General features: G+C 73.4%; 17 protein-coding genes. 4 read left to right on the top strand and 13 right to left on the bottom strand.

What is annotated here, in order from left to right; translation table 11 throughout:
* Positions 1-210 precede the first annotated feature (210 nt).
* The 12 genes from ACSHXC_RS20145 to ACSHXC_RS20200 all read right to left on the bottom strand — a co-directional run bounded on the left by ACSHXC_RS20145 (position 211) and on the right by ACSHXC_RS20200 (position 12,962).
* A complete protein-coding gene (locus ACSHXC_RS20145; RefSeq protein ID WP_438292876.1) occupies positions 211-777 on the bottom strand; it encodes a phage tail protein in 567 nt (188 codons plus the stop codon).
* A complete protein-coding gene (locus ACSHXC_RS20150; protein WP_438292878.1) occupies positions 774-2,720 on the bottom strand; it encodes a putative baseplate assembly protein in 1,947 nt (648 codons plus the stop codon). Before ACSHXC_RS20150 ends, ACSHXC_RS20145 begins: the two co-directional genes overlap by 4 nt.
* Positions 2,720-3,160, bottom strand: a complete 441-nt coding sequence (locus tag ACSHXC_RS20155; protein WP_053724991.1) for a GPW/gp25 family protein — start codon at positions 3,158-3,160, stop codon at positions 2,720-2,722. The genes ACSHXC_RS20150 and ACSHXC_RS20155 overlap by 1 nt, the downstream gene beginning before the upstream one ends.
* Before the next feature lie 10 nt (positions 3,161-3,170).
* Positions 3,171-5,099, bottom strand: coding sequence for a VgrG-related protein (locus ACSHXC_RS20160; RefSeq protein ID WP_438292880.1), 1,929 nt, complete (start codon positions 5,097-5,099; stop codon positions 3,171-3,173).
* On the bottom strand, positions 5,096-5,818 hold the full coding sequence (locus tag ACSHXC_RS20165) for a CIS tube protein (RefSeq protein WP_438292881.1): 723 nt from the start codon (positions 5,816-5,818) through the stop codon (positions 5,096-5,098). Before ACSHXC_RS20165 ends, ACSHXC_RS20160 begins: the two co-directional genes overlap by 4 nt.
* 2 nt (positions 5,819-5,820) lie before the next feature.
* Positions 5,821-6,258 carry a phage tail protein gene (locus ACSHXC_RS20170; protein WP_053724988.1) on the bottom strand — a complete coding sequence of 146 codons (438 nt, stop codon included), beginning with the start codon at positions 6,256-6,258 and terminating at the stop codon, positions 5,821-5,823.
* 69 nt (positions 6,259-6,327) lie between these two features.
* Positions 6,328-7,500, bottom strand: coding sequence for a hypothetical protein (locus ACSHXC_RS20175; protein WP_438292882.1), 1,173 nt, complete (start codon positions 7,498-7,500; stop codon positions 6,328-6,330).
* Positions 7,501-9,795: 2,295 nt separating this feature from the next.
* Positions 9,796-9,954 carry a DUF6760 family protein gene (locus tag ACSHXC_RS20180; RefSeq protein WP_162952566.1) on the bottom strand — a complete coding sequence of 53 codons (159 nt, stop codon included), beginning with the start codon at positions 9,952-9,954 and terminating at the stop codon, positions 9,796-9,798.
* The gene (locus ACSHXC_RS20185; protein ID WP_438292884.1) at positions 9,951-10,400 is read right to left on the bottom strand and encodes a hypothetical protein; all 450 of its coding nucleotides are present in this window, start codon (positions 10,398-10,400) and stop codon (positions 9,951-9,953) included. Before ACSHXC_RS20185 ends, ACSHXC_RS20180 begins: the two co-directional genes overlap by 4 nt.
* The gene (locus ACSHXC_RS20190; protein ID WP_385998882.1) at positions 10,400-10,843 is read right to left on the bottom strand and encodes a phage tail protein; all 444 of its coding nucleotides are present in this window, start codon (positions 10,841-10,843) and stop codon (positions 10,400-10,402) included. Before ACSHXC_RS20190 ends, ACSHXC_RS20185 begins: the two co-directional genes overlap by 1 nt.
* A gap of 60 nt (positions 10,844-10,903) precedes the next feature.
* Positions 10,904-12,484, bottom strand: coding sequence for a phage tail sheath family protein (locus tag ACSHXC_RS20195; RefSeq protein WP_438292885.1), 1,581 nt, complete (start codon positions 12,482-12,484; stop codon positions 10,904-10,906).
* 322 nt (positions 12,485-12,806) lie between these two features.
* The gene (locus ACSHXC_RS20200) at positions 12,807-12,962 is read right to left on the bottom strand and encodes a hypothetical protein (RefSeq protein WP_438292887.1); all 156 of its coding nucleotides are present in this window, start codon (positions 12,960-12,962) and stop codon (positions 12,807-12,809) included.
* Between the two features lie 186 nt (positions 12,963-13,148).
* Here ACSHXC_RS20200 and ACSHXC_RS20205 point away from each other — a divergent pair, with 186 nt between their 5' ends.
* Positions 13,149-13,982 carry a helix-turn-helix domain-containing protein gene (locus tag ACSHXC_RS20205; protein ID WP_438292888.1) on the top strand — a complete coding sequence of 278 codons (834 nt, stop codon included), beginning with the start codon at positions 13,149-13,151 and terminating at the stop codon, positions 13,980-13,982.
* Positions 13,972-14,196: a DUF397 domain-containing protein gene (locus ACSHXC_RS20210; protein ID WP_438292889.1), complete on the top strand. Its 225-nt coding sequence runs from the start codon at positions 13,972-13,974 to the stop codon at positions 14,194-14,196. Before ACSHXC_RS20205 ends, ACSHXC_RS20210 begins: the two co-directional genes overlap by 11 nt.
* A gap of 6 nt (positions 14,197-14,202) precedes the next feature.
* On the opposite strand, the gene ACSHXC_RS20215 is transcribed toward ACSHXC_RS20210, so the two are convergent.
* Positions 14,203-14,385: a hypothetical protein gene (locus ACSHXC_RS20215; protein ID WP_438292890.1), complete on the bottom strand. Its 183-nt coding sequence runs from the start codon at positions 14,383-14,385 to the stop codon at positions 14,203-14,205.
* Positions 14,386-14,757: 372 nt separating this feature from the next.
* Here ACSHXC_RS20215 and ACSHXC_RS20220 point away from each other — a divergent pair, with 372 nt between their 5' ends.
* Complete coding sequence (locus ACSHXC_RS20220; RefSeq protein WP_438292892.1) at positions 14,758-17,988, top strand: AfsR/SARP family transcriptional regulator; 3,231 nt, start codon at positions 14,758-14,760, stop codon at positions 17,986-17,988.
* Between the two features lie 26 nt (positions 17,989-18,014).
* Entirely contained in the window at positions 18,015-19,595 is a 1,581-nt protein-coding gene (locus tag ACSHXC_RS20225) for a peptidoglycan-binding protein (RefSeq protein WP_438292893.1), read from the top strand.
* Positions 19,596-19,764 lie beyond the last annotated feature (169 nt).

Genomic DNA, 19,764 nt, shown 5'->3' on the forward strand with positions numbered 1-19,764 from the left:
CGACGTACCCGGGGTCGCATCCCCCGACGGAGCCGAAGCACCCGGGGCCGCGTCCCCCGAAGGGGGCTGGTCTGACGACGGAGTGGGCGGGGGCGTCGGGGCCGTCCAGCGGAGGAAGGCTCCGCAGGAGTCGCAGAACGATTGGCCCGTGGCTCGGGCCGGGGTGCCGCAGTCGGGGCAGGGGACCATGGCCGGGGTGGACATGAAAGGTCAATTCCCTTCGTGGGTAAGGGTTTTAGCGGATACCTCGGCCGTGAAAGGGAGGTGGGCGGGGCGGGCCGCCGCCACCACCGCCTGGAGGCGGTGAGGGTCGACGGAGGACGGGTCGGAGACCCGGAGGGTGACGCGGAGGGACGGCCTCGGGGCGCCCGGGAACGGGCCAAGGGGGCGGGCCGACCAGGTCGCTCCGCCGCTCTCGGTGATCTCGGGGCGTACCCCGAAGGCCAGTTGGACCGCCCGTGCCAGGCCCTGGGCCGTGCCCCGGACCCGGTGCAGGGACACCGCCGTCGCCACGGCATGGCGCCGGATCTCCAGCGGCTCCGTGCCGTCGAGCTCCGTGCCGACCCAGCCCGTCAGCCAGTCCACGAAGTCCTCGGGGGCCAGCGCCGGGTCGAAGTACGCCTCAAGGCAGTCCAGGACGTTGAACAGCGGGGCCAGGACCACGTCCAGGCCCTCGACGAAACGCTGCGCGAAGTCGTCGTCCGCGTACACCGCGGGCAGCTCGCCGCCCAGCGGGTGCGACGAGCCGAGCCCCTCCACCGATCCCCGCGCGCTCATCGCGCCTCGATCACGCGCACGCGGTGGTCGAAGGGGAAGAGGAGGGCCGAGGGGGAGAGTTCGATCCTGTCGGTGGCGTCTCCTCGGCGGCCTGTCAGGGGGTCTGCGGGGTGCAGCAGCACCTCGTCCACCAGTTCCACGCCCGGCACCCTCTGCAGTGCCGCGAAGATCTCTCCCGCCCTCAGCGGGCGGCCGAACGGCCAGCCCGTGCCGTGGGCGCCGCCCGTCAGCGGGTCCAGGTAGGAGTACAGGGCGTTCAGCGCGTCGTCGCGTACGTGGTCCGCCTTCGCCGCACGGAACGAGTGCAAGGTGGCCACCACGGTCACGCCCTGGTAGAACGGCGGGCCCACCGCCAGGCGGGTGCCCAGGGGGCGGCGCTCGTCGAGGAAGGTCGTCACACGGCCCAACAGCTCGTCGCCGGGGACCAGTTGCTCGAAGCGGAGGCGTCCGCCCCGGTCGGGGACGGCCTGCGGGACGACCAGGACGCGTACCGCGTTGTCGCCCGACTCGGCCGCGTCCGCCGCCAGGCACGCGATGCGGGCGGTCTCGGGGGCGGCCCGGCGGGCCAGCTCCTCGTAGTCACGGGCGGTCACCGCGCGCTCCTGGGCGCGCAGCGCGATCGGCGCGCGGGTCTTCGCCTCCTCGACGGTCTCGCCGTCGACGCCGCCGCGCGCCGCCTCCCGGTTCTCCACGCGGGAGATGTACGGAATGGAGCTGCGCAGGACCTGGATGGAACCCCGGGCGACGTTGCCGGAGCGGCCGCCGCCGGTGCCGTAGCGGGAGGCGCGGATGGCCGCGCCCTTGATGGGCACGGCGCCGAACTGCCGTACCGTGCCGTCCGGTTGGCGCACGGAGGGGCCGAAGGCGATCTCGCCCGTCGCCGCGTCCAGGGTGAAGTGGCGGTCGAAGGGGCCGGAGGAGGCGAAGTCGTCCACGGCCTCCCACTCCTCCCAGCCCTCGCCCGCCGAGATCTCCAGGCGTGCGCCGCCGACGACCGGCGCGTTCGCCAGCATCAGCCGCTGGCCCGGGACGCCCTCGGAGTCGCCGAGGGACTCGTCCCGTACGGTCTCGGCGTGCGAGACCCGGGTGGTGCCGCCGATGGTGAACGCGGAGGCGCTGCGTACGGTCGGCGAGACGCTGTAGAACGGCTGGCCGGGGGCGGCCTCGACGACGCGGCAGCGCAGCCAGCCCGCGTCCAGGCGGCCCATCCGGGACACCGCGTGCGCGGCCGGCATGTGCAGGACGACCTCGCCGGGGCGGTTGAGACCACCCGTGGTGTCCTCGGCGACCTCGCACTCGGTCCAGCCGTCGGCCGTCCACGCCTCCCACACCAGCGGCGGCTGGCGCGGGTCGACGCCGACACCGTCGACGCGGCTCTCCATGCGCACCGCGGCGGTGCAGTTGGGCAGGGCCGCCGACAGGCCGAAGAGCAGCACGTCGCCGGGGAGCGGGCTCGGGCTGAACACCGAGACGTCGGTGCCGCCGAGCACGTCCTGCGAACAGTCCTCGGGGGCCGAGCCCGTGGGCTGGCGCAGTACGTGACTGAGGCTGCAGGGCACGATCGTCAGATCGTCCTCGGTCGCGAAGACCACCGCCTCCTCGGTCTCGGTGCGGCCGGTGGCGACCTCGGTGCCCCGGGGCAGCAGGACCGGTTCGTTCTGCGGCGCGGACAGCCAGAACGTCACGGACGCTCTGGCCGCCGACGGCGGGAACAGGGTCACGCCGAGCAGGTCGAGGAAGGCGAGCTGGTTCTTCTCGGGGACCCGGTTGAGCCGGTACACCAGCTGGTCGGCCATGTGCGCGACGGCTTCGATGAGGGTGACACCCGGGTCGGAGACGTTGTGGTCGCTCCACTCGGGGCAGCGCTGCTGGATGTAGCGCTTGGCGTCGTCGACGAACTGCTGGAAGCGGCGGTCGTCGAGATGGGGTGCGGGCAGGGCCATCAGTGTCGTTCGCTTTCGCCGGCCGTCGGGCCTGGCTGGTCGCCGCCCTCGGAGGGAATCACATAGAAGGGGAAGACGAGGCTGCGCGGGTTGTTGGTGCCGCGCACCGAGTACCGCACGTCGATGTGCAGCACGGTCGGCTCGTCGGGCGCCGGGGTCACCGTGACCTCCTCGACCTCGATCCTGGGCTCCCAGCGGTCGAGCGAGGTGCGCACCTCGTAGCGGATGCGCCCGGCGGTGGCGTCGTTGACGGGCGCGAACACCAGGTCGTGCACCGCGCAGCCGAACTCGGGGCGCATGGGACGTTCGCCCGGCGCGGTGGCGAGCACCAGGCGCATGGACTCCTCGATCTCGCGGTCGCGCCGGGCCAGGGCGATGCCGCCGCCAGGGTCGGTGCGCATCGGGAACGCCCAGCCGGCCCCGACGAAGTGTTCGCTCATCTCAACTCTCCTAGATGATCGGCATGCCGTTGGACAGCGGGGCCGGAGACGTCAGCTCGATGGCGGCCGCTCCGCTGATGGCGACGGTCGCCGCGGTGATGCTGGCGTTGGCGATCGCGGTGATGGCCGCCTCGCCGGCCGCGTTCAGCGACACCGCGCCTCCCGCGACGACGGACGCCTCGCCGCCGGCCTTCACGTCGAAGGCGAGGCCCGCCTTGACGTTGACGGCCATGCCGGCGTCGATCTCGATACCGGCGCCCGCCTTTATGCTCAGCAGGCCGCCGGCCTTCAGGGACAGGTTGCCGCCCGCCTCGATGTCGACACCCCGGGTGCCCTTGATCTCGACGGTGCCGTCGCTGTTGATGGTGAGGGAGGTGCGGGCCTCGTTCAGCTGGATGTGCAGCCGTCCCTTGCCGGTGCGCAGCCGGATGCCGCTGGACAGGCGGGCCGCACCGCCCTCTTCGAGCAGCTCGACGGTGTGGCCGCTGCGGGCGGTCAGGGAGCGCCAGTTGATCTGCCCGCTGGTCGGGTCGACGACGGGGATGTTGTCGGGCTCGCGGGTGTGCTTGTCGACGCCGTTGTAGAGCCCGGCGATGACGTACGGGTGCTCCAGGGAGCCCCGGTCGAACGCGCAGAGCACCTCGTCGTTGACGTCGGGCAGGAGCAGCCCGCCGCCGCCCTTGCCGCCGAACTGGGCGACCCGGCACCAGTCGCTCTCGTACGTCTCGGACAGCCACGGGAAGCGCAGCCGGACCCGGCCGAGCCGCAGCGGGTCCTTGGTGTTGGTGACCAGGGCGATGGCGACGCCCGGCATCGGGGGCGCCTGGTCGGTGCCGCCCGCGGCGAGCCCGTACAGCGAACGGAACTGGCGGCCCGAGACGTTGAGCCAGGTCGTGTACTGCTCGCCGGACGCGAAGACATGGCGTACGCCGGTGGCCGTGTACTTGCCCTCGAAGGGGAAGCCCGCGCCCTTCACCGCGATGGGGGTGCCGGGCTTGAGGTCGGGGTTGCCGGTGACGGCGACCTCCAGCTCGGCGAACGCGCCGGTGACGTCGTCGGCCAGCGCCTTCGCCGCGTTGGTGACCTCGGACAGCGTGGTGTACGGGATCTGCGTGGCGGTGAGCTCGGCCGCGCCGAACGGGGTGGTCACCGTGGCCGGGGTGATGTCGGCGACGATGTCCTTGCTGGTGACGGCCGGTGCGGGCGCGGCGAGCTGGCGCTTGGTGCGCATGTCCCAGCCGCGCACGTTGACCTTCTTGACCTGCCCGGCCGACGTCATCGCGATCCGGCTGTGCAGGGTGTTGGTGCCGAAGTCGAGGACGTACGGGCTCTGCGCGGCCGGGGTGGTGTCGGACGGCGCGCCGGAGGCGGGCTTCAGCTCGGCGAAGTTGAGCTTGCCCATGTTGTCGAAGGACAGCCGGACGTCGTTCTCGGCGGCGAGGCGGGCCAGGAAGTCCCAGTCGGTGATGTTGGGCTGGGTCGCCAGGTCGTACACCGTCGGCGTCGAGTCGATCTTGCCGATCGCGAGGCCGTTGAGCCCGGCGATGCGGCGCACGATGTCGGACGCGGTCATGCTCGGGTAGCCCTCGACGCGGCGGTTGCGCAGCAGCCGGTGGCCGGGGTCGTAGCCGCGCACGACGAGCTGGCGGCCGGTGCCGGGCTCGGCGTCGACCTCCAGGGCGGTGATCTCGCCGGTCAGCATCGGGTCGCCGCGCCGGCTGTCGGTGAACGGGCTGAGCACCACCTTCGCGCCGATCTTCAGCATCGGGTACTTGGTGGTGACGACGCCGTCCTTGTCGCTGAAGGTCAGCTGGAAGGTGGAGGGGACGTTGACGGACGCGTCCACCCAGCCCTCGATGAGGCGCACGGCCAGCGGGTCGGGCAGGACCGCCCCGTTGATCTGGACGTGCAGGACGGTGGTGAAGGTCTTCTCGCTCACGCGGCACCCTCCGAGGAAGCGGGCAGGAGCAGCTCGGTGCCGGGGCGCAGCCGCATCGGGTCGTCGATCTCGTTGGCCTCGGCGATGACCCGCCAGCGGGTGGCGTCGCCGTACTCGCGCCAGGCGAGCGAGGCCAGGGTGTCCCCGGCGACCGTGCGGTGCACGCGGCGCGCGGAGAGGGCGCCCGAGGTCGGGTTCTGGCCCTTGGTGTTGGTCGCGACCTCGGTGAGCGACAGGTTGCAAGTGGCGCGCAGCGGCGTGCCGTTGGGGCTGAACAGGGTGTAGTTGGCGTTCACGCTCGTGACGTACGCCGTGAACTCGACGGTCGAGAACGAGCCCCAGCTGAACTTCACGAACGGCGGCGAGGGCGCCTTGGAGGCCACGCTCTGCGGGGTGACCTCGCAGCACGAGAGCAGCAGGTCGACCTGCTTCTGCACGGTGTTGGAGCTGGGCGTGCCCGACGCGTCGAGGAACACCTCCAGCTGGAGGGCCGCGGGCTGCGCGCCGGTGAACTTGGCGGGCGCGCCCCGGGTGTAGGCGATGGCCGGCATGACGACCCAGGTCGACGAGCGGCCCAGCTGCACCTGCGAGGGGTTGAACTGGAACTTGACCTCGCCCATGAGCCCGCCCACCGCACCACCGAGGTCGGTGGGCGGCTGGTGGATGGCGAGGGTGGCGCGGGACAGACCCGCGGCCTTTCCTCCGGTCGGAGCGGCCATGCTCAGGCACCCCCTGCGTCGGTGAAGCCGTGGTGGGCGATCTCCAGCGTCTCGGTGGCCACGCTCGGGCTCGCCGGGTCGAGGCTCGGGCCCGTCCAGCGGACCGGCAGCACCTCGATGAGGCCCCACTGCGCGACGATCGAGCCGTCGGCGCGCAGGGCCGCGATCTGCGCGGTGGGCCGGGTGATGCCGGAGGCGAGCGAGGAGATCCAGGACGCGACCTTGGAGGTGTCGGCGGTCAGCGGGCGGGTCAGCCGGATCGTGGAGAACGTGACCCGGGTGGGCAGCTGCCACACGAACCCGTTGTTGCCGCCCTCCTGGCGCTGCTCCACCTCGACCTCGGACGCGAGACCGTCACAGCCGTTGAACAGGCCGAGGTTCTGGCCGTCGATGGTCAGCTTGAAGAAGACGGTGGAGCCGGGGTCAAGGGTGGAGGGCATGGGGGTCTTCCGTCGGTAGGAGTTGTCAGGGGCCGGTTACGGGTGTGGGGGCGGGTGCTTCGTCTCGGGTCAGCGGTCGCGCAGGCGCCCGATCCGTTCGCGGTCCCCGCGGAGTTCGGCGCGGAGCAGGCGCGAGAGCGGGGCGACCAGGCGTCGGGCCAGGGCGTCGATGTCGGGGGCCTGTTCGGTGGGCCCGGTCGCCGACTGGGGGCCGGTGGCCGGGGCGGCGGCCGTGGTGGCGGGCGGGGCCTGGGTGGTGGCCTTCCGTTGCACGGGCGGCCCGGGCTGCCGTTGTACGGGTGGCGGCGGTGCGGGTGCCGGTGCGGCCGCCGGGGTCGGTGCCGGGTTGTTCCGTCGTACGGGGATGACGGGCTGCGGGGTCGGCTCCGCGGCCCGCTGGATGGAGGGCTGCGTCATGCCGCGGGGGGCCGCGGGGCGGTGCAGGGGGACGACGACCTGGCGGGTGTCGGTGGTGGGGGGTGCCTGCCTGAGGGGGGTGGGTGCGGGTGAGGGCGCGGCGGTGGGCGTGCCGGTGGCCGTACCGGCCGGGGCTGCTTGGTGCCGGGTCGTGAGGGGGCGGGACGAGGCGAGCGGGGGGCCGGTGACTGCCGCTCGCTGCAAGGGAGTCGGGGCGGGGAGGCGGACCTTGCGGAGGGGGGTGGGCGGGGTTGCCGGTACCGCCGGGCGTGCGGGGGTGGCCGGGGTCACCGGGGTTGCCGGGGCGGCGGCGGCGGGGGTGGCGGCGCGCTGGATGGCGGGCTGGGCCGGGGCGGCGGGAGTGGGCGCGGTGGCGGGGGTTCCGGCGAGCGGGGTGCGCTGGGCGTTGGCCGGCGCGGTCGCGCCTGGGGCGGCGGTCCGGGAGACGCTCGGAGGCATGCCAGGGGTGCCCGGGGCGGCGGTGGGCGTGGGGTTCGGGGTTATGGGGGCGCCGATCAAGGGGCGGCGGCGGGCCGCGTCCGGGGCGGTGTTCTGGACGCGGCTCACCCGGCGGACCATCGGCTTGCGCTGCACCGGGGGTGCCGCCGGGGGCGGGGTAGGGGTCCCCGCATCGGCGGGGGAAACCGACGCGGAGACGTTGGAGGGGCCGTCGGGGGTGACGGCGGGTGCGGGCGCGGGTGCGGGCGCCTCGGGGGCCGGGCGCACCACGCCTACGGGGTCGAGGTGGTGGGAGGGGCGTACCGGACGCGGGGCGGAGGTCAGGGAACGCCGGGTGGGCGCGGTGGCCGCTCGCTGAACCGGCATGGGAGCCGCGTCCGGGCCGGGGCGGCTCGGCGTGGCCCTGACCACCCGCGGCGCCACGGGAGTCGACCCGGGTGCGGTACGGGGGGTTTCCGCCGAGCGGGGTCCCGTCGGGCCGGACGGGGGCACGGCGGCGCGCCGAGTCGAGCGGGGCGCGGCCTCGGCGGGGTTGCCCGACGGGGCGCTCGGCGAGGTGGCAGCCCGCTGCACGGCCGGGGGCGCCTGCCGGACACCGGGGGCAACCGGGGTGGGGTCGCCGACCGCGCGCTGGATCGGGGGGCCGACGGGGGTGGCCGGGACGGGCCTGTCCGGACGGGGGCTGTCCGCCGCCGACGGGCTGGTCTGGGTTGCCGTTGCCCGGCCGGGCTTGGGGGTTCCGCCACGTACGGGCATGGCGGGAGGTGCCTCGGAAGCGGTCGGCGTCACTGGCGCAACTGCCCGCTGTACAGGGGTAGTTGTGTCAGGGGTGGCCGGGGTGGCCGGGGTGGCCTGGGTGGGCGCCGCCGGGGCGGGGTTGCCGGCTGTGGGGTGCTGGGTCGTTGCGGGCGTGCCCGGGGTGCTCGTCGTGCTGCGCACGGGCATGGCGGGCGGCGCGCTGGGCTCGGTCGTGGCCGCGCGCTGTACGGGGGGTGCCGGTGCTGCGGGTGCCGCTGATCCCGGTGCCGGGGCGGGGTTCTTCGGCTCGGGGCGTGCGGGGGTGGTGGCCCGTTGTACGGCGGGGGTCGGACCGGGTGCGGGCGGAGAAGCGGGTTCCGGCGAGCGGCGTTCGCTGTGCCCACCCTTCCCCAAGGTCTCGGCTTCGCTCGACCGGGGGAGACCCCTGTCGCGCGCCTGGCGGGGTTGCGCCGACTGCACGGGGCGAGCCGCGCGGGGCGCCGCCGAGTTCGTCGGCGCCGAACCAGTTGCAGGCCCAACTGCTCGCTGTACGGCCTCGGTTGAGCCGGGAGCAACCGGTCGAGGCGTCGCGGCGGGGTTGCCCGACGGCGTACGCGGAGGTGTGGCCGCGCGCCGCACGGCGGGAGCAGCACCGGGCTCGGACGGGTTGTTCGTAGAGCCGACCGCAGGCTTGACGGCCCGCTGCACGGCAGGAGCCGCACTGACCGGAGCCGAACCAGCCGCCTCCGGAGCCGCGCCCGGGTTGTTCGCAGGGCTGGCCGCAGGCTTGGGCGCCCGCTGTACAGCCGGCGCAGTCCCAGGCGTGACCGAGCTCGTCGTAGGCTCAACAGCTCGCTGCACAGCGGGAGTTGAACCAGTCCTGGCCGGGGCAACCGCCCCCGGTGCTGTGCCCGGCCCGCTCGCAGGAGCAACCGCCCGCCGCACCGGACCCGCAGCCGGAGCCGACGGCTGAGCCGCAGCCGGGGCTGCTGCAGAAGCTGTCCGCTGCACCGAACCTTCAGCCGGGGCCGATGCGGAAGGCGACTGCTGCACCGGAGTCGGAATCGCAGCCGGGAGGGGCGCAGCAGCTGCTCGCTGCACCGGGGTCGATGCGGAGGCCGACGGCTGAACAGGAGCCGGAGCCGGGGCCGATGCGGAAGCCGATCGCTGTACCGGGGTCGACGCAGAAGGCGACTGCTGCCGAACCGGAGTCGGAATCGCAGTCGGGGTCGGGGCCTGCGCAGAAGCCGTCCGCTGCACCGGACCCGCACCTGGGGCCGATCCGGAAGGCGACTGCTCAACCGGAGCCGGAGCCGGAGTCGAAGCCGATGCGGAGGCCGATCGCTGTACCGGGGTCGACGCAGAAGCCGACTGCTGCCGAACCGGAGTCGGAGCCGGGGCTGGGGCCGGGGCCGATGCGGAGGCCGACCTCTGCACCGGCGTCGACGCAGAAGCCGTCCGCTGCGCCGGAGTCGGACCCGCGCCCGGGGCCGGCGCAGAAGACGCCCGCTGAATCGCACCCGGCGTCGCCGCCGCAGGACCCGGCTCCTCCGGGCCTCCCGCCGGCTCCCTCCCCGCCACCGGCAGCCGTAGCAGCGGAAGCGGTAGGGGGGACGGTGAACCCGTAACCGGGGTCAGGGCGTTGTGGAGGACTCCGTGGGGGGCCGTCGGGGAGACCGCGTGGGTCAGGGGGCGGACCACGGAGAGGTCCTGGTGGGCGGCCAGGGTGGAGCCGAAGGAGCGCTCCGCCGTGAGGCGGGGGGCGGTCAGGGCGCGCTGCATCGGGGGCGCGGCGGCCCAGCCCCCGTCGCCCTGGGCGGGGACGGGGGCAGGGGAGGGCTCGGGGGTCGCGGAGGCGGGGGCCGAAACCCCTTCGCTTCCCGCCGGCCGGTTACGCCGGCGCTTGAACAGGCCCATCCCCCGTCACCGCTCCCCTTCGCCTTGTTCCACCAGTGCCGCCACCCGCCGTACGTACGCCCGCCGGTCCGCATGCTCCAGGTCGAGGATGGAGTCCATGTCCCAGTGGAAGTGGTAGGCGAGGTACGCGGTCTCCTCCTCGATCCGGTCGGCCGCGTACGTCACGATTCCCCCAGGCGGCTCCCGGCCAGCTCGACCTCGAAGGACTGCTCGCAGTGCGGGCAGGCCACGGCCGCGCGGGTGTGCCCCTCGGCGTTGATCTGCCGGTAGAAGTCCTGGAGGAAGGCAAGGTCGGAGGCGAACATGTTCTCCACCGTGCCGTCGTGGACGTCACCGAGCGTGCCGAGCCGGGTGATGACCCGGCCGAGCAGGACCACCGACAGGTACGCCGGGTTCTCGCGGACCCGTACGTCCCGCAGCGGGACCAGCTCGTCGCGGGCCGTGGCGAGCCGCATCGCGCCGCGCCGGTGCACGGTGCCCGCCTCGTCCACGTACCCGCGCGGCAGCTCGAACTCGAACTCGGTGCGCAGGGTCTCCCGCACACCGGTGCCAGAGGCGGACGGGGCCTCTACCCCGGGAGCTCCGGCAACTCCAGGACCTTCGCGGCGCATTACTCGATGACCAGCTCTTCGAAGGTGATGGAGACCTGCTCCGTCATGGCGGAGGCGTCGCCGGCCTTGACCGAGCTGATCTCGACCTTGTTGCACCAGGCGTTGCGCAGGTGGTAGCGCTTCACCGGGTTGTCCATGTAGTCCATCATGATGATCGAGGCGTTCTTGCGGGCCGAGCCCATGTTTCCGTCGATGGACTGCTTGATCCACTCGGAGAACGTGGCGGACTGCGTGGCACCGCGCGTCACCGTGCACTCGCCGGCCTTCTTGACGCCGGGCAGCTTCTTGATGATCGGCTTGCCGTCGGCCGAGACCTGCTGGTACTCGATGACGTCCTGCTCCATCGAGAGGCTGCTGACCTCTTGCAGGTACTCGACCATGATGCCGTCGATCTGCAGGCCGAAGTTGTGTGTGGTGAGCGCATCACCGGGCTGAAGCGACATGCTGGGTTACTCCTGTTCGTGCGAAAACGGCGGGTACGGATACGAGTGGGAGCAGCTCTGCTACTCCTCCAGCTCGCCGCCGCCGCCCGAGAACTGGGCGAGCCGGAACACGACGAACTCGGCGGGCTTGACGGGCGCGATGCCGATCTCGCAGACCACGCGGCCGAGGTCGACCGACTCCGGCGGGTTGGTCTCCTCGTCGCACTTCACGTAGAAGGCGTCCTCGGGGCGCTGGCCGAACAGGGCGCCGTTGCGCCACTCGTTGACCAGGAAGGCGGAGATGTTGCGGCGGATCCGGGCCCACAGCGCGTGGTCGTTCGGCTCGAACACGACCCACTGGGTGCCGACCAGGATCGACTCTTCCAGGTAGTTGAAGTACCGGCGCACGTTCAGGTAGCGCCAGGCCGGGTCGGAGGCCAGCGTGCGGGCGCCCCAGACGCGGATGCCGCGGCCCGGGAAGGCGCGGATGCAGTTCACGCCGATCGGGTTGAGGAGGTCCTGCTCGCCGCGGGTGATCTGGAGTTCCAGGTCGACGGCGCCGCGCACGATCTCGTTCGCGGGGGCCTTGTGGACGCCGCGCTCGGCGTCGTTGCGGGCCCAGATGCCGGCCATGTGCCCGGACGGCGGCACGATCCTGGTCTGGCCGGTGGAGGGGTCGAAGGACTTGATCCAGGGGTAGTACAGGGCGGCGTACCGGGAGTCGTAACCGGCGCCCTCCATCCGCCACTTGCGGATGTCGCGGGCGTTGAGCCCGGGCGGCGGGTCGAGGACGGCCATGCGGTCGCCCATCAGCTCGCAGTGCGCGACCAGGCCGAGCTGGACGGCCTTGACCTGCTCCAGGTCGATCAGGCCCTGCTGGTAGGCGGCCATCAGGTCGGGCACTGCGACCATGTTGATCTCGTCGAGGGCCTCCAGGCCGCCGAAGCCGGTGCGGTCGGCGGAGTCGCCGATGAACTGGCCGGACTCGATCCGGGCGAGGGTGCCGCCGGCCGGAGCCGGGGCGGGTGCGGCGGCCGGCGGCGCCAGGGTGACGGCCTGCGCGTCCGGCTTGGCCAGCTGGGCGCCGGCGACGGCCTCCTCGACGGTGATCGTCTTGGAGCGCTGCTTGACCTGCGTCACGACGAAGTTGCGCGCCGACTTCTTCGCGCTGACGTCGAAGTTCTCGACGACGGTGTCGCCGTCCTTGACGACCAGCTTGAAGCGGTCCGCGTCCTTCTCGTCGGAGTCCTGCACCTCGACGGTCAGCGCGCCGCCGTTGGAGCCCGCCGTGATCGCGGAGACCTTGAACGTGCCGAGCGCCACGGCCTCACCGGCGGTGATCGCCTGCGGCGCGGCGGCGGCCGCGGCCTGCGGGGCGGCCTGCCCGGCGCCGTTCTCGGAGCCGCCGACGCGCACGACGTAGGCGGCCGTACCGCCGTTGTTGAAGAAGCCGTAGACGGAGTGCGCCAGGTAGTACCCGTCCGTGAACTCGCCGAACTCGGCGACGTACTGGGACCAGTTGGTCACCAGCGTCGGCTCGTTGAGCGGCCCCACGGGCGCGAGCCCGACGAAGGCGGCCACCGAGGTGCCGACCCCTTCGATGGGGCGGGATCCGCTGGCGACTTCCTCGACGTAGACGCCGGGGGACAGGTAGTTGGGCACGGGAAGCTGCTCCTTGTTACTGGGTGTACGGAGATATGGGCCAGCGCCCGGAGACTGCGGGGCCTAGCTGAGCGCGGGGCGGACGGCTCACTCCGAATCCGAGCTGCATGCGGTTGTCCCGCCCCCCGAAACGCTGCTACCGGCCAATTACCCCTCAAGCCTCGCGCGGCCCGGCCTGCGCGGGGAGGGGAGAAGGTGCGTGGGCGGGGGCAGCACAAGCTGCCCTTCCGGTCATCGGCGCGGGTTCTCCCGGCCGGATCGGGTACGGCAGCCGTCGTACCCGGGCCCGGGGCCCGAACGCAGAGGTCCGGAAGGGGACGGGTCAGGCCTCGTCCTCGTCCTCGGCCGGCAGGACCGGCCCCGGCGGCGGGCAAGGCCGGCCGGTGCTCAGCCGGTTCGCCTCGCGCACCTTCTCCAACAGCTCCTCCCTCCGCCGGGCGTCCTCGGCCGCCTGCTGTTCCGCACTGCTGTCACCCATGGCGCGCACCCCCTAGGCACGTATGCCGACTCCGTCCACGCCGCCCCAGTCCGTGATCGTGCAGTAGCTGTCCGTACACCCAGCAGCGTGCTCCCCCGACGGCTAGCCTGAACAGTGGGCGTGGCTCTCCAACTCCTTTGTACGGAAGCGTCGTTGGTTGGATGTGTACGGAAGGGGGTGTTTTCGGTGACCGGTCGGGGACGCGCCGAGCAGGTCCAGTCGCCGCGCGAGTTCTACGGCGAGGAGCTGCGGCTGCGGCGCGAGGCCGCGGGGCTGACCCAGAGCGAGCTCGGCGAGCGCGTCATCTGCTCCGGCTCGCTGATCGCGCACTTCGAGGCGGGCCGGCGCAAGCCGCGCCCGGATCTCGCGGAACGCCTCGACGCGGCGCTCGGCACCGAGGGCTTCTTCGTGCGGATGCTGCGCACCCTGGACACGTTCCGCTTCGCCGATCACTTCGCGGCGGCCGCCGACGCCGAGCAACTGGCCACCGTCATCGAGGAGTACGCGCCGATCCTGGTGCCCGGCATCCTCCAGACGGAGGCGTACGCGCGCGCCGTCTTCCGTGCCTATCAGCCGCAGGCCCACCCCGACGAGCTGGAGACCAAGGTCGTCAACCGGCTGCGCCGGGCCGACATCCTGACCGACCACGCCAGCCCCCACGTGTGGGTGATCCTTGGCGAAAACGTTCTGGGCACGGCGGTCGGCGGCCCGGCCGTGATGGCCCAACAGCTGCGGCACGTGGCCGCCCTGGGGCGCTCGGGCCGGGTCCTGACGCAGGTCGTGCCGCGTTCGGTGGGCGCGCACGGGGCGATGGGCAGCATGCTCAGCCTGATGCGGTTCGCGGACGAACCGGACCTCGCCTATGTCGAGGGCATCCACACCGGGGTGCTGCACGACGATCCGGCGGTGGTCGGCCGCTGCCGGTATGCCTACGATCTGGCACGGGCCGCCGCGTTGCCGCCGGAGGCGTCCCTGGCTCTGCTCGAAACGGCGGCGGAGGAATACGACCATGAGCACTGAGCGCACCCCGGGCCCGGCCCCGGCCGCCGGCCCCACCGGCTGGCGGAAGTCGAGCCACAGCGCGGGTGACAACGGCAGCTGCCTGGAGGTCGCCGAGTCCGGCTTCGCCTCCCGCCTCCTCGTCCCCGTACGCGACAGCAAGCGGCCGGGCGGCCCGGCCCTGTTCTTCCCGGCACGTGCCTGGACGGCGTTCATCGAGGGGATCAAGGCCTGAACTCCCCTACTGCGCGATTGCGTCGGGCCCGGCCGGCGGGCGGGCGACCCGCAGCGTCATGGGGTTGTCGAAGTAGCCCGAGGCCGCCTGCTGCTCGTGGAAGCTCTCGCCGGGGCCGCCGTAGCCGCGGAAGAACCAGGAGCGGCAGGTGTGGTCCTCGAAGTCCTGCCGGAGCTGGAGGCGCGGCATGCCCCTCCTGCGTGACCCGCACGGTAAGTGCACACTCCCCTCGTTCGCTGCCTCGCGATTCTTGACACCTCCGATACGGAACGCAGGAGGCACAGGGCCCGTCTTGGGGGCAGGGAGGGTGCCCTTTCGACTGGTTACTCGCGGGATACAAGGGTGAGTTCAAGCCAACTCCCTCTGCGACAGATGTGCTGATGGGGGCCCGCGGAAGGTCCTGGCGTAGCGTTTCGGTGGACCGGACGGACAGCATCCGGTGGGCCGAAAGGGCAAACGTCGGGGGACGGACCGGCCGGGCGAGTTGAGGGGAAGAGGCGGCGGCGCGTGGCGGAATCCGGCGGAACGGGCGACGGCGGCACAACAAGCGGCATAGGCAGCATGACGACTGGGCTGCGCTTCCGGATGCTCGGGCCCGTCGAGGGCGACCTCGGTGGCCGGCCCCTGCGGCTCGGGCCGCCCCAGCAGCGGGCCCTGCTCGCCGTGCTGCTCCTGCGCGAGGGCCGGCCGGTCTCCATGCCGGAACTCCTCGACGCGATCTGGGGCGAACGGCTGCCCCCGCGCGGGGTCGGCACCCTGCGCACCTACGTGTCGCGGCTGCGCACCCTGCTTGAGCCGTCCCGGCCCGCGCGCACCCCGGCCAGGCTCCTCGTCTCGGCCGACGACGGATACGCCCTGCGGGTGCCCTCCGCCGCGCTCGACACCGCGGTCTTCGAGGCGCGGCTCGCCGAGGCCGCCCGGCTGCGCGGCGCGGGCGACACCGCGGCCGCCCACCGCGAACTGACCGGGGCGCTCGCCCTGTGGGGCGGCAGCCCCCTCGCCGGCCTGCCCGGCCCGCACGCCGAGCGCCAGCGCGACCGCCTCACCGAACTGTGGCTCTCCGCCCGCGAGGACCACTTCCACGGCTCCCTCGCCCTGGACCGTCACGCGGCCGTCATCGCCTCCCTGCGCTCCTTCGCCGCGGAACACCCCCTGCGCGAACGAACCCAGGCCCTCCTGATGCTGGCCCTCCACAGAGCAGGCCGCCAAGCAGACGCGTTCGCGGTGTACGAAGCCACCCGCCGGACCTTGGACACCGAACTGGGCGTCCCTCCGGGCCCCGAACTGACGGCCCTGCACAAGCGGTTGCTGACCCGCCCGGCGCAGGAACCTTCGGTTCAGGAGACCCCCTCCCACCACGCTGTGGGCAGTCGTCCGGCAGGGCGATCGGGGTCTCCCCTGGCCGAGCGGAGCCGAGACCTCGGGGAAGGGTGGGCACAGCGAACCCCCGCCGCCGGAACCCCCGTCACCGCCCCCACCCCGCCGCAGCCGGCCCCCGCACCCGACCCCGCGCAACGGGTCACCGCGCCCGCGCCCACCCCCGAGCGCCGAGCCACCCGCCTCTCTCAACTCACGCCCCCCATAAGCGACTTCACGGGCCGAGAGGCCTCCCTCAACGAACTGACCACCCTCCTGAAGGAGGCCGGAGACGCCCAGGCCATGGGCCTTGCAGTCCTCACCGGCCTGGGCGGCGCGGGCAAAACCGCCCTGGCCACAACCGCCGCCCACCGCACCCGCGCATCCTTCCCCGACGGCCAGCTCTACGCAGACCTCCGCGGCAACGACCCGGACCCCGCGGACAGCGCGGACGTCCTGACCCACCTCCTGCGAGCGCTGGGCGTACCCGAGGGTGCGATCCCCGACGACGCCGGCCACCGGGGAGCCCTCTACCGCTCCCAGCTCGCGGGCAAGCGCGTCCTCGTGCTCCTGGACAACGCCCACGACACCGCCCAGATCCGCCCCCTCCTCCCCGGCACCCCGGGGAGCGCGGTCCTCGTCACCAGCCGCACCCGCATCGTCGGCCTCCCCGGAGCCCGCCTCCTCGACGTGGAGGCGATGACCGAGCAGGACGCGCTGGCCATGCTGGAGACGATCGTGGGCGGCGAGCGCGTACGGGAGGAACCCGAAGCCGCCCGCCAACTCGTCGCGGCCTGCGGCCGGTTGCCGCTCGCCGTGCGCATCGCCGCCGCCCGCCTCACCGCCCGCTCCGACTGGGCCCTGGCCGACCTGACGGCCCGGCTGCGCGACGAGCGGCACCGCCTGGACGAGCTGGAGGCCGACGGCCTCGGCGTGGACGCCGCCTTCCGGCTCAGCTACGAAGGCCTCGCCGCGGACGCGGCCCGCGCCTTCCGTCTGGCGTCCGCCGCCGCTGTGCCCGTCTTCGGCCGGGCGACCGCGGCCGCCCTGCTCGGCGTCGACGAGTACACCGCCGAGGACGCCCTGGAGACGCTGGTCGACGCCGGTCTCATCGAGGCCTGCGGCGTGGACCGCTACCGCTTCCACGACCTCGTACGGATCTTCGCCCGCCGGGTCCTCGACGACTCGCCGGACGCGGCCGAGCGGCCCGCCGCCCAGCGCAGGCTGCTCTACCACGTCCTGGCCACCGTCCGCAACGCCATCCGCCGCCTTCGCCCGCTCAGCGGCGTACCCGATCTGCTGCACGCGCCGCAGGCGCCCGGGTACCGCCCGGCCGACGCCGAGGCGGCCCGCGCCTGGCTCCAGGAGTCGCACCAGCTGATCCGCGCCACCGCCGAGCAGGCGCTCGGCCAGGGACCCTGGGAGGACCTGGGCGCGGAGGCCGTGCGCCCCGCCGTCGACCTCCTCACCGGCTGGGCGCACCTGATCCTCGGCACCGCCCGGCGCCGCGAACTCCAGGGCCCGGCCGGCCTCGCCCTCGCCGTGGCGCACTGCCACGGCGACTCCCGCTCGGCGGGCCGCGCGCTGCGCCTGATCGCCGCCGTACCGCAGCAGGGCACCGACACCTACCCGCGCATCGAACGCACCCTGCGCCAGGCCCTGCGGTTCGCGGCGCGGACGGGCGACCCGCTCACCGAGTCGGAGGCGGCGCACGAACTCGCCATGATCCTGGCCGCGATGGGCCGGCCCGCCGAGGCGTTGCCCCTGTTCGAGCAGGCGTACGCGCGCTTCGTCGAGCTGGACAGCAGGGGCGACGCGGTGCGCGTCCTCGCCCATGTCGTACGCGCCCACATACTGCTCGGCCACAAGGAGCGCGCCGAGGCCGCGGCCGATGAAGTCCTGCGTGCGGCAAGGGAGTTGGGCGACCGGGGTACGCTCGGGCATGTGCTGTACCAGATCGGCTGCGCCCTGCTCGCGGGCGGCCGTCCGGTACGGGCAGCCGCCCATCTGCGGGAGTCGCGCCAGCACCACCAGTGGGTGGGCGACCTGCGCTGGGAGGCGCTGGCCTGGGCGCGGCTCGCGCACTGCGCGCTGGCCCGGGAGCGGCCCGGGGAGGCCGCGGCCTGTGCGACGCAGGCCCTGTCCATCGAGGGCGACCTCGGCGACCCGTTCTGCCGCGGCCTGGCGCTCGCGGCACGCGGCCGGGCGCTGCTCACGCTCGGCGAGACCCCGGCGCTGTCCGCGCTGGCCTCACTGCGCACCGCGCACCGGCTGCTCAGCGCGCGCGGCGCCGCGGAGGCCGACGAGCTGACCTCGCTGCCGCGGACGGTGCCCACGGTGCCGAGCCAGCCGACCGGCCCGCCGGGCAGTCCGGCGGGCGGGGCTCCGAGTGCAGCGAGCGCTGCCCTCTGCCAGGGTCTTTCGGGCAGGGGCTAGCCCGGCGCGCCCCCTAGCCTTCGATCATGACCATGTGGACGTCTCTGGACCCGGCCGCCGTAGCCGTCGATCCCGGCGGGCGGGCCACCGCACGGCTGCGGGTACGCAACACCGGGGACACGGTCGAGGAATACCGCCTCTCGGTGGTCGGCACCCCAGCGGGCTGGGCCCGCGTCGAACCCGACACCCTGCGCCTCTACCCCGGCAGCGAGGGCACCGCGGAGATCTCCTTCGCGCCGCCCCGCTCGCCGGACGCCCCGGCGGGCCCGGCCCCGTACGGCATCCGTGTGGAGCCCCGCGAGCACCCCGGCCTGCGGGACGTGCTCGAAGGGCAGGTCACGGTCGCGCCCTTCACGGAGGTACGCGCCGAACTGCTTCCGCCGAGCCTGGTGGGCCGGTTCCGCGGGCGGGCCTCGGTGGCTGTCGACAACCTCGGCAACACCCCGCTCACGGCGTCGCTGACCCTGCGCGACGAGACCAACCGGCTCACCTACGACATGGCGCCGAACTCGGTGCAGATCGCGCCGGGCCGGGCCGCGTTCGCCAAGCTCAACATCCGCCCGCAGCACGTCCGTTGGACCGGCAGGGCGGAGCAGCACCGCATCACGGTCGCGGTACGCCGCTCCGGCGACGACACCGGTCTCGAACTCATCGGCATCTTCGACCAGCGTCCGGTGCTGCCGCGCTGGCTGCTGGTCGCGGGCAGCGCGATGGTGACGGCGGCCGTCGCGTTCGTGGTGCTGTGGCTGGCCTTCCAGCCGAAGGTGACGACCGCGTCGGGCGAGCTGCAGGCCGGGTCCAGCGCACAGCCGGTGCCGCAGGGCGCCGAGTCCCCGCTGCCCTCGGCGCCTCCGTCAGCCCCGCCGCCGCCCCCGGCGAACGCGCCGAACCCGGCCGGTGACGGCTCGGGTGGTGGCACGGGAGGCGGTGGCGGTGGCGGAGGCGACAATCAGGCGCCCGACGGCGGCCCGCCGGTCGTCCCCCCGCCGCCCAACGCGCCGCCCGCGCCGAAGGCGAACGCCAAGTCCGGCCCGCCCTGGCAGATGGGCTACAAGCCGGACGACATCGTCACGTTCGCGCAGTACCGCCTGGCCACCCTCGGCAACAGCAACCCCTGCCAGCTGAAGCCCGGCTGGACCGCCGGGGTCATCGACAAACTCACCGACACCTCGCTGCGCTGCTATCAGGAGCACGTCATGCGGGACCAGAAGAGCAGCCGCGAGCTGATCAAGACGGACCCGTACGGCACCCTGGGCCGGGCCACGCTCGCCTCGCTGTGGGCGCAGGGCATCCGGCCGGACGATGTGAAGAGCGGTGCGAAGAACTACCAGGTGACGCAGCTCAACGCGGCGTTCTGGTGGGCCTCGCAGGCCGCCATCTCCAACGACGACCTCACGCGCGACCGCGGCTTCGCCGAGACCGGGATCGCCTACTTCAAGAGCGGTCAGAAGAGCAGCCAGCCGATGGTGTCGGACGGCGCGCTCAAGGACAAGATCGCCCAGTACCAGGGTCAGGTCGGCCTCCCGAAGACCGGCGTCGCCGACTCGGCGACGATCGGAAAACTGGTCGGCGGCTCGGTCAACCAACCCGGCAAGCCGGGCCGTTAGCGCGGGCGTTAGCGGACGTTAGGTGCTGCTGATCGGGGCCTGAGAGGCTGCTCGCATCCACAGACTCCCGGGCGGTTGTTCCCCCGCAACCGCCCGGGTTCCATTCCTCGGGCCGCCCCCCTGCCGGGGCCGCCCGACTAGGGAAGATGGCCGCTCGGGCAGCAGGTCC

Source organism: Streptomyces sp. HUAS TT7 (assembly GCF_051550175.1).
Taxonomy (GTDB): Bacteria; Actinomycetota; Actinomycetes; order Streptomycetales; family Streptomycetaceae; genus Streptomyces.

Coding starts and splice junctions, on each gene's coding strand:
- ACSHXC_RS20165 (WP_438292881.1), bottom strand. CDS start 5,818: ATGGCCGCTCCGACCGGAGGAAAGGCCGCGGGTCTGTCCCGCGCCACC.
- ACSHXC_RS20155 (WP_053724991.1), bottom strand. CDS start 3,160: ATGAGCGAACACTTCGTCGGGGCCGGCTGGGCGTTCCCGATGCGCACC.
- ACSHXC_RS20225 (WP_438292893.1), top strand. CDS start 18,015: ATGACCATGTGGACGTCTCTGGACCCGGCCGCCGTAGCCGTCGATCCC.
- ACSHXC_RS20150 (WP_438292878.1), bottom strand. CDS start 2,720: ATGGCCCTGCCCGCACCCCATCTCGACGACCGCCGCTTCCAGCAGTTC.
- ACSHXC_RS20220 (WP_438292892.1), top strand. CDS start 14,758: ATGACGACTGGGCTGCGCTTCCGGATGCTCGGGCCCGTCGAGGGCGAC.
- ACSHXC_RS20170 (WP_053724988.1), bottom strand. CDS start 6,258: ATGCCCTCCACCCTTGACCCCGGCTCCACCGTCTTCTTCAAGCTGACC.
- ACSHXC_RS20215 (WP_438292890.1), bottom strand. CDS start 14,385: ATGCCGCGCCTCCAGCTCCGGCAGGACTTCGAGGACCACACCTGCCGC.
- ACSHXC_RS20175 (WP_438292882.1), bottom strand. CDS start 7,500: ATGCCGGTTCAGCGAGCGGCCACCGCGCCCACCCGGCGTTCCCTGACC.
- ACSHXC_RS20145 (WP_438292876.1), bottom strand. CDS start 777: ATGAGCGCGCGGGGATCGGTGGAGGGGCTCGGCTCGTCGCACCCGCTG.
- ACSHXC_RS20185 (WP_438292884.1), bottom strand. CDS start 10,400: ATGCGCCGCGAAGGTCCTGGAGTTGCCGGAGCTCCCGGGGTAGAGGCC.
- ACSHXC_RS20190 (WP_385998882.1), bottom strand. CDS start 10,843: ATGTCGCTTCAGCCCGGTGATGCGCTCACCACACACAACTTCGGCCTG.
- ACSHXC_RS20210 (WP_438292889.1), top strand. CDS start 13,972: ATGAGCACTGAGCGCACCCCGGGCCCGGCCCCGGCCGCCGGCCCCACC.
- ACSHXC_RS20200 (WP_438292887.1), bottom strand. CDS start 12,962: ATGGGTGACAGCAGTGCGGAACAGCAGGCGGCCGAGGACGCCCGGCGG.